Genomic DNA, 15,228 nt, shown 5'->3' with positions numbered 1-15,228 from the left:
ATGAGTTGAAGAATTATCTTTCGTTGATGGCATCCACAATATTGGTGCGAGTTACTCTCCATGCCGGAATGACGGCACTTAGCAAATTGAGTAAGAAGCAAGCCAGAAATGCCAGCAGGAATACGGTAGGATCGAACAGTAAGTCTACACACATGGTCCGCAAATCTTCCACCCCATTGGATACAAAGTCTACGGAAAAAAGCATTCCTCCCAAAAGGAAAGCGGCGACATAACTTAATACCAGTCCGAGAATTCCTCCGAACAGGGAATAAAGCATATTTTCGGATAGTACCTGCATCATAAGCTCCCGTCTGGGGGCACCAAAGGCTTTTCGCACTCCTATTTCGGAGATACGCTTACGCATGCGTGACAAAGTAAGTCCGGACAAGTTGACGGCAGGAACAATCAATAAGACAAGTAATGTCAGTATGTATTGCCGTACTGCTTCTTTCACAGCAGGAGGATTGTTGGCGGAATAGCGTTGCGCGGCTACGAAATAAGTATCAGGCTGTCCGCGATAGAGTAAATCGAAATTGGGATGCCCTGCCATAAAGATAGCCCGCAAGCGGTCTGCCTCCTGACGAATAGCCGGAAAATCGTCTTTCGATTTAGCCAGTATATAGACGGCAGTCATACCCATGATATTGTCATCGCCCCAAGTGGCTGTGAAGGCACTTGTTGAACTCAAAGGAATCCAAACTTGCGCATAGGCGTACTTCGCCAGTTTAGAGACCGGACGTACCACTCCGCAAACAATATAAGCCGAATGATTCAGAAGGAATGTTTTTCCAACCACTTCTGACGTTCCGAACAAGCGGCGAGCCATATCTTCGGAAATCACAGCTTTTGCTGCTCCGGCATCAAAATCGGCATTATCATACGGTTTACCGGATAGAAACTCAAATTCAAATATTTTCCAGAAAGCATCGTCTGTTTGCAACACACTACAACTTTCCATCTCACCTGCCGGTTTAGCAGCCAGCATTGTTTCCTGCCAGATATTGGTTATGGAAACAACTTCGGGAATTGTCATTGCTTTGAAACAAGCCTTTGCCGTATTGTATCCGATAGGGCCATTGCTTTGCCAATTCACGTTGGACTTACTTTGAAGTCCGGCAAACCGGAAAATAAGCATCCGGTCACGATGGGTTTCCGGTGCAAAGGGAGCAATAGTCGCACGTAAAGTAATCACAATTACCATTATCATAGCAATAGCCAAAGCTGTACCAATAATAGAAATAGAAGAAAGCAGTTTATTTTCTCCCAACAGATGGAATGCTTGTTTAAAATAGAGTTTTATCATGATCGTTACCAGTATAGAGTTCAGTATATTTCTTACCCGTCTTTTTTATTCTTCTTCGATTAGGTTCCACAGAAGTTCGTCAAAGAACGTTCCATATTAGAAATTCCATCCCTTCTTTGTTATATCCTTACATTTCAAGTTTTTGTGATTGATTTTACCAACACCATCCTTTTTAAAGAAAGCAGTATCAGCCTTACCTGATAAAGTGATATTACCTACTCCATCCACTTTAGCCTTGATAAGGCCACAGTCAACATTCATTTTCATATTGCCTACTCCGTCGACATCGAGTTTCAGTTCATCGCAATGAAGATTTTTCACGTTGCAATTTCCCACTCCGTCAAGTTCGAAAGCTATATTTTTAAGATTCAATTTTTCCTTTGCATCAAAGTTCCCTACCCCGTCGATTTTCACTTTACTCAAATCGGGAGCAGTGATGTAAAAAATCAGATTCTTGACATTCTTTACGTTCTTCTCTTTATAATCGATAACCAGTGTGCCGTTCTTCACCGTTACCCGGGTTTTCTCTACAAATTCAGAAGGCCCTTCCAAACGGCAGGTACATTCTGCCGATTGAGCGAAAATAATATTTCCGACAGATTGCAGGTTGATGGCAGAAAAGTCGCCTACATTATAATCTTTACTCACATTTTGTGCCGATAGCGAACAAAAAGCAACACTTAACAGGACAGCTATCGCAACGATGAAAATATTCTTTGTCATGGTGGTTTTTAATTTAGAGAAATATTAATCTGTTTTTCTATTTAGTTTCATGTATAAAACGCAGGTTCTACTGCACCTGACGTCCGTCAAAGAAACGGATGGTACGCGAAGTCTGCTTCGCCTGTTCTTCATTATGGGTAACCATGACGATGGTGCGTCCGTCTTCTTTATTCAGTCGGTGAAGCAGTTCCATGACTTCGGCTCCCATCCTTGAATCCAAGTTACCTGTCGGCTCATCGGCAAGAATTATTTCAGGATTACCGATAATAGCACGGGCAATAGCTACACGTTGGCACTGACCACCGGAAAGTTGTGTAGGAAAATGTCTCATACGATGGCTTAACCCTACTTTTTCCAATACCTCTTGCGCCAACCGCTTTCGCTCACTACTGCCAACACGGCGATAAAGTAAAGGCAACTCCACATTATCCGTCACATTTAACGAATTAATCAGATGAAAAGACTGAAACACAAAACCAAGCGTTTTATTACGGAAAATTGCCAATTCTTTGTCTTTCATTCCTTCGGTACGTATTCCATTGATTTCCACTATTCCCATGGTAGGTGCGTCAAGCAATCCCATTATATTCAACAATGTAGATTTTCCGCACCCGGAAGGTCCCATTATACTTAGGAATTCTCCACGTTCTACCGTCAGATTCACATTTTCCAACGCTACCGTTTCAATCTCATCAGTACGGTAAATTTTGGAAAGAGAGTTCAATGTTATCATAACTTCTAGTATTTAATTTATTTAATCTTCAGCTTATTCTTGTTCTTATATGCACTCATATCGCTTACCACTACCTTGTCACCCGGTTGCAACCCACTCAAAACTTCTACATATTCAAAGTTTGAATCACCCAACTGTATCTTACGTTTGACCAGTTCATTGTCAGAGTTGCAGACAAACAATTCGTATTCACCACGCCCCACATAGAAAGAGCCATTGGCAACACGCATCACATCTTCCTTCACGGCATTCATCACATAAACATCTGTCTTCAATCCGGAGCGCAGACGACGGTGATTATCTTCCTTCAACTGAACCGTGAATGATATGACGCCATTCTTGGATAACGGTGTTACACTGCTGACCGTTCCTTCCAGTTTATCGCTTCCTATCTTAACAATTGCTTTTCCTCCAGCTGCCACACGGTCGCCATACGTATCAGCAATCTCGCCTTCTACCTTAAAATGACTTAAATCGGAAATGATAGCGACTTGTCCGCCTTCGGAAACCTGCGCACCAATCTGGTTATTAATATAGGTAAGAATAGCTTTGCGCGGAGAACGGATTTGCGCATCATCCAAAGTACGTTTCTTTTCGGAAAGGCTCTTGCGGAAGATATTAAAATCAAGCTCCTGAACTTTTAGTTCGGCAGCAGCTACTTCCTTCTCATTTTTATATTGTTGCTGAAGTTGTTCGTACTCTAATTGAGCCACATTATAGCTCAATTCAGCCTGGCGTACCTTATCCGTTGTTCCTGCACCGAGACTGTCCAGATAGTGTTCATTTCTCAACTCCACTTTCATACGACTCAATTTCATTGCCGAAACTTTAATCTGCATCGCCATATCGGAAAGCTTCGTCTGATTATTGACACGAAGCTGATCGAGCTTATACCGACGCATCTGCTCTTCGTCCAGCAACTTTTTATATTCGGTTTCCGTACTCTGAAGATCTAGTTTCAGAATCGGAGTACCTACATCTACGCTATCTCCTCCTTTTTTATAAACTTCAAGAATACGACTGTTGATTGGAGAATTGATTATTTCTTCAAATGCAGGAACCACCTTGCCGGAAGCACTGACACTTACCTCAATAACTCCTGTATCGACTGTGGAAAAGACAAGATCTTTTGCCTCCACTCCTGCCCTTAGTACAGATATAAGTACACCAATGACAACAATACTTGCCACCCCGATGGATGAATAACGAATGATCTTCTTGTTACGTTCTTTCTGACGTATTTCTTTAGGAATTTCTCTGTCCATATCTGATCGTTTACGATTTTATCATGTATCAATTTAGCATTTCATATACCAAATCTATGCCAAAATCATAAGTAATTGATAAATAGAATGTAACAAAAAACAAAGGGTGTCCGATATCGGACACCCTGTACGAATTTACTGTTCAGAATATGAATCTATCCACCTGTCGGCGGAAGGTCAGTATACCTGGATAATGCCGGATTGTCAACTACGGTATAATGACTTCTCATTGACTATTTTTTCTCTTGTTCGGAAGCTTGCTGAATCTCCTGCGGAGAGTGTTGCTTCGGTTCCTGTATCAGTTCTTTTCCCCAATGGGTAGTTTCCTCCACCTTTTCACGATCACGAATCTCTTTTGCTTTACGGGCATAGACAATCATACGCATAGACTGATCGTAAGTGAAATAATTCCATACCCAATTCAAGAGTACAATAACCTTATTGCGTACTCCAAGGATAGAACGCAGATGAACAACGAGCCACATCACCCAGGCAAACCATCCCTGCATCTTTACTTTACTAAACTCTGCTACGGCACGATTGCGCCCGACAGTCGCCATCGAACCTAAATTGCGGTAATGGAAAGGTTTCATTTCCTGTCCTTTCTCCATACGAATCAGATTCTTTGCCAATAGTTCTCCTTGCTGGATCGCCACTTGTGCCAGTTGAGGATGCCCGTTCGGGTAATTTTCATCAGCTAACTGAATACATTGGTCGCCAATAGCAAACACATTATTCATCCCTTCTACACGGTTAAATGAATCGACTTTAATACGTCCTCCACGCCCAATCAGAGAGGCATCCAGATTTCCGATAGTCACACCGGTGACACCACTCACCCAGATAAAAGTACGCGTGGCAATCTCTGTACCATCTTCGAGTACTACTTTATGGTCACGATAATCCACAACGCGTTTATTCAACAGGATATTTACTCCCATTTCACGGAGAAACTGTTCAGCATGTGCAGATGATTCTTCCGACATTCCGGCAAGCAATCGCGGCCCGGCTTCAATCAAATAGATGTGCATCAGACTGCTGGACATATCAGGATAATCATTCGGCAAGACAAATTTCTTCATCTCGGAAAGTATTCCGGCTACTTCTATCCCGGTAGCTCCACCTCCCACAATTACAATATTCAATAACTCTTGTTGTTCCTGCTTCGTTGAACAGGTCAGCGCTCGTTCCAGATTAGCCAGAAGAGCGTTTCGCAATCCCATCGCTTCTGACACATTTTTCATCGGCATGGCTTCCTCTTCGATATGTTTATTACCGAAATAGTTGGTTGTAGTACCTGCTGCTAACACCAGATAGTCATATTCTGCTTTTCCGATGGAAGTCTGTATCATATTCTTTTCCGGGAAAATGGCACGTACTTCCGCCATACGGAAAAAGAAATCTTTCCGATGCTGGAATATTTTACGGAAGGGGAAGGATATGGAAGTTGGCTCCATACCAGCCGAAGCCACCTGATAAATCAAAGGAGGAAACTGATGATAGTTGTTTTTATCTATCAATACGACTTGAAAGCCTGACTTTTTCAGCTTGTTAGCCAGTTTCAAGCCACCGAAACCACCGCCTACTATGACGACACGTTTCTTATTACTTTTTGCAATGTTTAGACTCATATTCTAATCATGTTTTATCAAGATAATAACACATGAATGAGTCATTAAGTTTCCGAAATTCGAAACTTTTGAGAGAAGTCTCTACCGCAGACGCAATCTATCTCCGATTTCCGGAACATACTCACCATCCTTACGATTCATCTTATACAGATTTTTGAGGCGGATACCATATTTTTGAGAGATGCCATGCATGGAATCTCCATCTTTCACAACATATACAGTATAAGGTTTGGAAGCCTTTTTCTTCTTGCTCTTCAGGTAGATGATATCTCCTTCCATCAAGGTATAATCACGCTGCAAGTCGTTGTACTTCACAAGTTTTTTCCAACTAATATCGAATTCGTTGCCTAAATCTTTAAAGGTATCACCGTTGCGGGCTACCACATAAGCGATATCATTAGCGATATACACCTGATGCGGGCTCATCAACCAAGGATTCTTTTTCAGCTTCCGTTCCGAATATACACCCTTACGGTCGTATTTATACAAGTCATAATCTTCGATAATCGTAATCAGACGGTTAGCATAAGAAGGATCGGTAGCATAGCCTGCTTTTTTCAGTCCACGCGCCCAGCCTTTATAATCGGTGATATCCAGTTTGAAAAGAAAAGCGTAACGGGCACCTCTTCTAAGGAAGTCGGAATGATCTTCGTAAGAGTCACGCGGATGCTTATAAGCACGGAAACATTCGTTGCGCGCATCATCATCATGACGAACCGTACGTCCCCGCCAACTGCCACCACACTTAATACCAAAGTGGTTATTACTCTTTCGTGCCAACTGGCTGTATCCGGCACCGCTTTCCAGCAATCCTTGCGCCAACGTGATACTCGCCGGAATCTTATGAAGCTTCATCTGTTCAACAGCCAAATCACTATACTTATTTATATACTCGACGTAACGGGCATTCCGTTTCTGTGCCTGCACTCCTACGGCAAAGAAAAAAACAACGGTTAAAAAGATAAGTCTATGCAGTTTATTCTCCATTTTTATTCAGATGTGAATTAGATGGCACAAAAATCCGAAAAATAATTGGGATTATCAATCTCTTTCCTAACTTTGTAACATTAATTGTAGAAACCAATACCCTGACGTATATGAAAGACCTCACAATTACCGCTATTATTAAAGTATATCAATATGATGAGTTGAATGAGGGCGATCGGTCACTTATAAAGACTGCCATGGAGGCAACAGCTCGTAGTTATTCTCCGTACTCCCATTTCTCCGTAGGTGCCGCTGCGCTATTGGGCAACGGGACAGTAGTGACAGGAACCAATCAGGAAAATGCGGCCTATCCGTCGGGGCTTTGTGCAGAACGTACTACATTATTCTATGCCAACTCCCAATATCCCGACCAACCGGTTGTCACTCTTGCCATTGCGGCACGAACGGAAAAGGACTTCATCGACCATCCGATTCCTCCCTGCGGTGCTTGCCGGCAAGTGATTCTGGAAACGGAAAAGCGTTACAAACACCCCATCCGCATCCTATTATATGGCAAAGAATGTATCTACGAAGTAAAAAGTATAGGTGATCTACTGCCATTATCATTTGACGCATCAGCAATGGAGGATTAATTATGTTACAACAATATCACACGAAACTAAAAGGAACACTCGCACTTACAGACTCTTATCTGACAGAAAAAACACTGCAAAAAGAAAAAGGGCTTTATAAATTTATATGGGTACGCAACGGAAGCATCACGGTAGAAATCGACCATCAGGAAATGACGCTTACCCAAGATGAAGTGATTTCACTCACTCATCTGCAACACCTCGAATTTAAATCGATTGATGGCGAATACCTGACTTTATTGTTCAACAGCAATTTCTATTGTATCTATGGCAACGACCATGAAGTGTCATGCAGCGGTTTCCTGTTCAACGGTTCATCTCACCTGATCCGTTTCACACTGAACGAAAAAGAACGTAAAGAACTTGACACTATTACCGAAGCACTGGAAAATGAGTTTACCGTTTCCGACAGCCTGCAGGAAGAGATGCTGCGCATCCTGCTGAAACGTTTCATCATCCAATGTACCCGGATTGCACGTCACCGCATGAATATCACTCGTGAAAAAGAATCCGGATTCGAGATTGTCCGCCAATACTATAACTTGGTCGACGAGCATTACCGGACGAAGAAACAGGTGCAGGACTATGCCGATATGTTGCATAAATCTCCCAAGACACTATCGAACATCTTTTCTACCTGCAAACTGCCTTCGCCGCTTCGGGTTATCCACGAACGGGTGGAAGCGGAAGCTAAACGTCTCCTGCTTTACAGCAACAAAAGCGCCAAAGAGATTGCCGATATTCTGGGATTTGAAGACCAGGCTTCTTTCAGCCGTTTCTTCAAAAATATGACTGGACAGAGCGCCGTGCAATTCAGAAACACACAGGAAGGGAAAAATTGACAAGGCATACGGAAGTATTGCTATTTTGGGGGTAGTGGAAATGGACGACCTTTGCAACATAAGATAAACCCATTAAAACCCCAACAAAATGAAAGAGAAATTGATCGCTTTACTGACCTTCACTTCAAGTCTGAAAAGTTTTGGTATGAAATTTATCCGCGTTGCCATCCTGGTAGTATTTGTATGGATAGGCGGATTGAAGTATTTCCATTATGAAGCCGACGGGATTGTTCCGTTTGTTGCCAACAGTCCTTTTATGAGTTTCTTCTATGCTAAAGGTGCACCCGAATACAAAGAACATAAAAATGCGGAAGGTGCTTTTGTCCCGGAAAATCGTGCATGGCACGAAGCAAACCGCACTTATACTTTCTCTTACGGACTGGGAGCTCTTATTATGGGTATCGGCATACTGGTATTCTTGGGAATCTTTTTCCCAAAAGTGGGATTGGCAGGCGACACCCTCGCCATTATCATGACGCTCGGCACACTTTCTTTTCTTGTCACCACCCCGGAGGTCTGGGTTCCCGACTTGGGAAGCGGAGAATTCGGTTTCCCATTACTATCCGGTGCAGGGCGGTTGGTGATTAAAGACATTGTGATCCTGGCCAGTGCCGTAGTGTTATTATCCGACTCGTCACAACGCGTACTCAAAACACTTAAAAAAGACTAAGACAACCACTAAAGAGGATTCTGACTTCTTGCCATTGCGGAACAAATCGTATTTTCAGACTGTTATATAGTCTCATACAAATCGTTAATACAAGAAGTTATGAAACAATATGATGCAATTATTATAGGATTCGGCAAGGCAGGGAAAACCCTGGCTGCCGAACTTTCCAACCGCGGATGGCAAGTGGCCATCGTAGAACGTTCCAACATGATGTATGGAGGAAGCTGTCCGAATGTTGCCTGTATCCCAACAAAGACGCTGGTGCATGAAGCCGAGGTTTCCGCTTTGCTTTACCACGATGATTTTCCGAAGCAGACGAATATGTACAAACAGGCCATCGGCCGAAAGAACCGCCTCACTTCCTTTCTTAGGAATGATAATTACGAAAGACTAAGTAAACGTCCTAATGTGACTATCTATACCGGAACGGGTTCTTTTATATCCGCGAATACTATAAAAGTAACACTACCTGAAGGATATATCGAGCTGCAAGGAAAAGAGATTTTTATCAATACGGGGTCTACTCCTATTATCCCGGCAATAGATGGCATTCAGCAAAGTCAGCATGTATATACCAGTAGCACGCTTCTGGACTTAAGCGTACTTCCTCATCACCTGATTATCATAGGTGGAGGATATATCGGACTGGAGCTCGCTTCTATGTATGCCGGTTTCGGCAGTAAAGTGACGATACTCGAAGGAGGAAACAAATTTATGCCTCGTGAAGATCGGGATATTGCAAACAGCGTCAAAGAAGTGATGGAGAAGAAAGGTATTGAAATCCATCTGAACGCTCGTGCGCAGTCTATCCATGACACGAATGACGGAGTGACACTGACTTACTCGGACGTATCCGACGGTACTCCTTATTATGTAGATGGAGATGCCATTCTTATCGCAACGGGACGTAAACCGATGATTGAAGGATTGAATCTGCAAGCAGCGGGTGTAGGAGTTGATGCTCACGGAGCTATCATCGTAAACGATCAGTTACGCACTACTGCTCCTCATATATGGGCAATGGGAGATGTGAAAGGCGGATCGCAATTTACATATCTCTCGCTGGATGATTTCCGGATTATCCGCGATCAGCTCTTCGGCGACAAGAAACGTGATATCGGAGACTGTGATCCTGTGCAATATGCAGTGTTTATTGATCCGCCATTGGCACATATTGGAATTAGTGAAGAAGAAGCTCTGAAAAGAGGATATTCATTTAAGGTTTCCCGGTTGCCGGCTTCCTCCATCGTCCGTACCCGTACATTGAGGCAGACAGATGGTATGCTAAAAGCTATCATCAATAATCATAACGGGAAGATTATGGGCTGTACTCTATTCTGCGCCGATGCTTCAGAAATCATCAATATCGTAGCTATGGCGATAAAGACAGGCCAGACGTCTACATTCTTGCGCGATTTTATCTTCACGCATCCCAGTATGAGTGAGGGATTAAACCAACTGTTTGATGTATAAGAATAAGAAAGAGTATAACTCACTTCTAAAACAGAGCCTCTGAATAGGGTAAACAGAGGCTCTATTTGGAGTAATCGGAGGCTCTGAATGAGGTAAACGGAGCCTCTAAATAAATGAAATTCATTCTTTTTCAGTCTTAATAGAGTGAAATCTAATAGAAAGTGTTATCTTTGCAGCCAAGTTAAACTATATACCTACCACAATGAGAATTACTAAGTAAGACAACACTTCTAAGTAAACATCACTTTTCTTATATGCTTTTTCTATTTTGTTAAGCATCACGAAATCCGTGTTGTTTAGCCAGTATTGTGTTTGTCGTTCCCCTATCCTGTGATTTTTTTCACTCTATTTTCAACCTCAAACCCAATAGATCATCATGTCTATCAGTATCCAACAAATCAGCTATATCCATCCGGATAAAGAAGTATTATTCAGTGACCTCAATTTCGCCATCAGTAAAGGGCAGAAACTAGGATTAGTCGGTAACAATGGTTGTGGCAAGTCTACTTTGCTACAAATTATTGCCGGACAGTTATCACCCTCTTCCGGTGTCATTGTCCGCCCGGACGACCTATATTATATCCCGCAACATTTCGGGCAATATGATTCACTGACCATCGCACAGGCTCTTCAAATAGAGTGTAAACAGCAAGCTCTGCACGCTATCCTGACAGGAGATGTCTCAAACGAGAATTTCACCATTCTAAATGATGACTGGAATATCGAAGAACGTTCCATCGCCGCTCTCGATTTATGGGGATTAGGACAGTTTACGCTATCCTACCCGATGAATCTGCTTAGTGGCGGCGAAAAGACCCGCGTATTCCTGGCAGGTATGGACATTCATCATCCATCTGTCATACTTATGGATGAACCGACCAATCATCTCGACTCTTCCGGCAGACAACGTTTATATGACTGGGTAGAGAAATATCGTTCCACCCTGTTGGTGGTAAGTCATGACCGTACTCTGCTCAATCTTCTCCCCGAGATTTGCGAACTAGAGAAGCATCAAATCAATTATTATGGCGGAAATTACGAATTCTACAAAGAACAAAAAACGCTGATGCAGGAAGCATTGCAACAACGTATTGAAGAAAAAGAAAAGGCACTACGTATTGCCCGTAAAGTGGCTCGCGAAACGGCCGAACGCAGGGACAAACAGAATGTACGCGGCGAAAAGAGTAATATAAAAAAAGGAGTTCCACGCATTGTATTGAACGCACTCCAAGGGAAATCCGAGAAGAGCACTAGTAAACTGACTGGCGTTCATCAGGAGAAAGCCGAGAAGTTAACAGATGAGCGCAACCAGCTTCGAGGTTCGCTCTCTCCGACTGCTGCATTAAAAACCGACTTCAACAGTTCCTCGCTTCATATCGGGAAAATATTAGTGACAGCAAAAGAGATTAATTTCAGTTATCATTCCAATTCGATTAACAATAATATTCTGACAAATGATGAAATAAATTCGTCTGACACAGGTTATCATCCCAATCCGAATAGCAATGATATTCAGGAAAATAGTATCTCAAAACAACAGCTTTGGCAAGCTCCTGTCAGCTTTCAACTAAAGAGCGGAGACCGCCTCCGCATAGAAGGAGCCAACGGCAGCGGGAAAACAACTCTATTGAAATTAATCACCGGCCAACTTCAACCACAGGAAGGAACCCTGACACGGACGGACTTTAGCTATGTCTATTTGAATCAAGAGTATTCGATCATTGACGACCGGAACAGTATTCTTGAACAGGCTTACGCTTTCAACAGTCGGAATCTGCCGGAGCATGAAATAAAGATTATTCTAAACCGTTACTTGTTTCCTGCATCCGAATGGGACAAATCCTGCCGGAAACTTAGTGGTGGTGAGAAAATGCGTCTCGCTTTCTGCTGTCTGATGATTAGTAACAATACCCCTGATATGTTTATCCTGGATGAACCTACCAACAATTTGGACATACAAAGTATTGAAATTATCACTGCTACTATCAAAAATTATGCAGGTACTGTGATAGCAATCTCACACGACAATTATTTTATTCAGGAAATTGGTGTCGAACAATGCATTTTATTGAGTTAGTCTATTGATATTTTATCCAGGGCAACCGCACCAAAATTTAATTCATATCCGCACAGTTTTGAATAAAATAATGGAGTATTCTGGAAACGTTGTGGTAAATCTGAAAAAGATGATTGAGTTTTTAAGATTCCCCGTTATCTTTTTATTATAAGATATGGGTCAAAGGTGAGGGTTGGTGAGGGTAGATTTATAACTTTTTATTTTATTATTTTCTATACTATCTCCTTTTTTATCTATAAAAAAAAATACGAAAGTTATAAATCTACCCTCACCAACCCTCACCTTTGACCCATTCATTAGCGCACCGTTTAACTCATTTCAGTACAGTTCTTAATTAAATGGGAATTTAGCGGTTAAATGAGAATTTAGCGGTTAAATGAGATTTTATCGGTTAAGCTGAAAGCCTTACAATTATATATTTATTGGAGTGCCCTGAAAGGGCTTAATTATATAGCGTAGGGCAACGCCCTACGAAAAAACGGTAATCTGAATTTGCGCCCTGAAAGGGCATAATTGTATACGGTTCCGCCCTTTCAGGGCTTGTGGCTGGTGTGTTTTTTTCGTAGGGCGTTGCCCTACGCTATATAATTAAGCCCTTTCAGGGCACTCCTCAAAATTATCATTTAGCTCATTTCTGCACGGTTATGAATCAAATTTTGGTGCAGTTGCCCTGTATTTTATCTGATAAGCCTAAATATCAATCTAGTTTTTTTATAACTTCGCAGCGCGAAGATCAAGAATTAGAATTAAAATGAATCAGACAGCACAATCATGGTGGTTTATCTTTTACAAAGACCAACTGCTTCTTGAGAAAAAAGAGGATGGTATATATGCCATCCCGTGTGGAGAAAGCTCTCCTATTGTTATTAAAGAAAAAACAACCGTACACAATATCACTACACTGGAAGGGAGAAACTGCAAGGCTTTCTCCCTCTCCTCTCCCATTGAAGAATCGGAGCAATGGATCATGATAGGGCTTCGTGCCTCCTATGAATATCTTCCTTTGTCTCATTATCAGACAGCAGGAAAAGCACATGAGATTCTGCATTGGGATAGAAACAGCCGCTTTTGTTCCGCCTGCGGCACGCCTATGGAACAGAAAGAATCTATCATGAAGCGTTGTCCGAAATGTGGCCGGGAGGTATATCCTTCCATTTCCACAGCGATTCTTGTATTAGTGAGAAAAAAAAATTCACTACTCTTAGTGCACGCCCGCAATTTTAAAGGAACATTCAACAGTCTCGTTGCCGGATTTCTGGAAACCGGAGAAACGCTAGAAGAATGTGTAGCACGTGAAGTGAAAGAAGAAACCGGACTGAATGTAAAGAATATCACTTATTTCGGTAATCAGCCCTGGCCTTATCCCAGCGGACTAATGGTCGGCTTTATTGCTGATTATGCCGGAGGGGAAATCAACCTCCAAGATGAAGAATTGAGTTCGGGAGACTTTTATACAAGAGACAATTTACCCGAACTTCCCAGAAAACTTAGTCTTGCCCGAAAGATGATTGATTGGTGGATAGAGCATCCAAATGAATAAATCAAACATGGAAAATATCATCAAAGAAATCCGTCAGTATGTTCCCGAAGCCTGCTTAGAGATGGGTAAAATGAACATTTACTAAAAACAATCATAAATTAGCCCCATGGAATTATCAACAAAAACACCCCGAATTGAAGTAGTAGATGCTCTTAGAGGATTTGCTGTAATGGCCATCCTTCTGGTTCATAACCTGGAGCATTTCATTTTCCCCGTATATCCGGAAAGTTCTCCTGAATGGCTTACCATTTTGGATGCCGGAGTATTTAATGCGACATTTTCACTGCTTGCCGGAAAGTCTTATGCCATATTCGCTCTGCTTTTCGGATTCACTTTCTATATCCAGTCGCACAACCAGCAGTTGAAAGGAAAAGATTTTGGTTACCGCTTTTTATGGAGAATGATATTGCTGGCAGGATTCGCCACTTTGAATGCTGCTTTCTTCCCGGCAGGAGATATCCTGCTTCTGTTTGTTGTAGTCAGTCTTGTACTATTTATCGTACGTAAATGGAGTGACAAAGCGATTCTAATCACCGCCATCTTGTTTTCACTGCAACCGATTGAATGGTTTCATTATATAATGAGCCTTTTCAATCCTGCCTATACCCTACCCGATTTGAATGTCGGAGCCATGTATGCTGAAGTAGCGGAATACACCAAAGCCGGAAGCTTTTGGGATTTTCTGATAGGTAATGTTACGCTGGGACAGAAAGCAAGTCTGTTTTGGGCTATCGGTGCCGGACGTTTCTTGCAGACTGCCGGACTTTTCCTGTTTGGCTTATATATCGGACGCAAAGAATTGTTCGTTACTACCGAATCTCATTTGAAGTTCTGGATGAAAGCACTTATTATTGCAGCTATCAGTTTCGCGCCACTGTATTCTCTGAAAGAACAGATCATGCAAAGTGACAGCAGTTTAATTCAGCAAACGGTAGGTACTGCCTTTGATATGTGGCAGAAATTTGCATTTACGATTGTACTTGTTGCTTCTTTCGTGTTGCTTTATCAGAAGGATCAGTTCAAGAAAACTGTATCTAATCTGCGATTCTACGGAAAAATGAGTTTGACCAATTATATTTCTCAATCTATTTTGGGAGCCATTATCTATTTCCCATTCGGATTCTATCTTGCTCCTTACTGTGGATATACTCTTAGCCTGATTATCGGTATTATTCTTTTCCTGGCGCAGGTTCGGTTCTGCAAATGGTGGCTGTCTAAACATAAACAAGGACCATTGGAAACAATATGGCATAAATGGACTTGGATAGGCACGAAGAAATAACAGAAAAAAAGAAATAGCACTGACTGAAAAATAGACTAAAAAAGCAGGCCACGAAATACACATAACTACAAACGAACAACTTACGAATATGAAACTGAACGTATCACTC

The 15,228-nt window shown here is 42.0% G+C and carries 13 protein-coding genes; 7 read left to right on the top strand and 6 right to left on the bottom strand.

The window, feature by feature from the left end; genetic code table 11:
• Positions 1-13: 13 nt before the first annotated feature.
• From BSAG_RS19395 to BSAG_RS19420, 6 genes are all read right to left on the bottom strand, one after another.
• Complete coding sequence (locus BSAG_RS19395; RefSeq protein ID WP_004321428.1) at positions 14-1,303, bottom strand: ABC transporter permease; 1,290 nt, start codon at positions 1,301-1,303, stop codon at positions 14-16.
• A gap of 96 nt (positions 1,304-1,399) precedes the next feature.
• Positions 1,400-2,026: a GIN domain-containing protein gene (locus BSAG_RS19400; RefSeq protein ID WP_004314288.1), complete on the bottom strand. Its 627-nt coding sequence runs from the start codon at positions 2,024-2,026 to the stop codon at positions 1,400-1,402.
• A gap of 67 nt (positions 2,027-2,093) precedes the next feature.
• Positions 2,094-2,759: an ABC transporter ATP-binding protein gene (locus tag BSAG_RS19405; RefSeq protein WP_004314289.1), complete on the bottom strand. Its 666-nt coding sequence runs from the start codon at positions 2,757-2,759 to the stop codon at positions 2,094-2,096.
• Between the two features lie 17 nt (positions 2,760-2,776).
• Positions 2,777-4,024, bottom strand: coding sequence for an efflux RND transporter periplasmic adaptor subunit (locus BSAG_RS19410; protein WP_008016715.1), 1,248 nt, complete (start codon positions 4,022-4,024; stop codon positions 2,777-2,779).
• Between the two features lie 233 nt (positions 4,025-4,257).
• Entirely contained in the window at positions 4,258-5,655 is a 1,398-nt protein-coding gene (locus BSAG_RS19415; RefSeq protein ID WP_004311329.1) for an NAD(P)/FAD-dependent oxidoreductase, read from the bottom strand.
• 81 nt (positions 5,656-5,736) lie between these two features.
• Positions 5,737-6,642, bottom strand: coding sequence for a glucosaminidase domain-containing protein (locus tag BSAG_RS19420; protein WP_004314292.1), 906 nt, complete (start codon positions 6,640-6,642; stop codon positions 5,737-5,739).
• 110 nt (positions 6,643-6,752) lie between these two features.
• On the opposite strand from BSAG_RS19420, the gene cdd reads away from it, so the two are divergent.
• The 7 genes from cdd (at position 6,753) to BSAG_RS19455 (ending at position 15,119) form a co-directional block, all read left to right on the top strand.
• Entirely contained in the window at positions 6,753-7,235 is a 483-nt protein-coding gene (cdd, locus tag BSAG_RS19425; RefSeq protein WP_004314293.1) for a cytidine deaminase, read from the top strand.
• Positions 7,236-7,237: 2 nt separating this feature from the next.
• Positions 7,238-8,077 carry an AraC family transcriptional regulator gene (locus tag BSAG_RS19430; RefSeq protein WP_004314294.1) on the top strand — a complete coding sequence of 280 codons (840 nt, stop codon included), beginning with the start codon at positions 7,238-7,240 and terminating at the stop codon, positions 8,075-8,077.
• Positions 8,078-8,165: 88 nt separating this feature from the next.
• A complete protein-coding gene (locus tag BSAG_RS19435; RefSeq protein ID WP_004304234.1) occupies positions 8,166-8,747 on the top strand; it encodes a DUF417 family protein in 582 nt (193 codons plus the stop codon).
• A gap of 99 nt (positions 8,748-8,846) precedes the next feature.
• Entirely contained in the window at positions 8,847-10,220 is a 1,374-nt protein-coding gene (locus tag BSAG_RS19440; protein WP_008771248.1) for an FAD-dependent oxidoreductase, read from the top strand.
• Positions 10,221-10,596: 376 nt separating this feature from the next.
• Complete coding sequence (locus BSAG_RS19445; protein WP_008771249.1) at positions 10,597-12,297, top strand: ABC-F family ATP-binding cassette domain-containing protein; 1,701 nt, start codon at positions 10,597-10,599, stop codon at positions 12,295-12,297.
• 745 nt (positions 12,298-13,042) lie between these two features.
• Entirely contained in the window at positions 13,043-13,837 is a 795-nt protein-coding gene (gene nudC, locus BSAG_RS19450) for an NAD(+) diphosphatase (RefSeq protein ID WP_255344347.1), read from the top strand.
• 106 nt (positions 13,838-13,943) lie between these two features.
• Positions 13,944-15,119 (top strand): DUF418 domain-containing protein, encoded by a 1,176-nt coding sequence (locus BSAG_RS19455; protein WP_004315665.1) that lies wholly within the window; start codon positions 13,944-13,946, stop codon positions 15,117-15,119.
• Positions 15,120-15,228 lie beyond the last annotated feature (109 nt).

This window comes from Bacteroides sp. D1 (assembly GCF_000157095.2).
Taxonomy (GTDB): Bacteria; Bacteroidota; Bacteroidia; order Bacteroidales; family Bacteroidaceae; genus Bacteroides; species Bacteroides xylanisolvens.
This window is presented reverse-complemented; position numbering and strand designations above follow the sequence as displayed.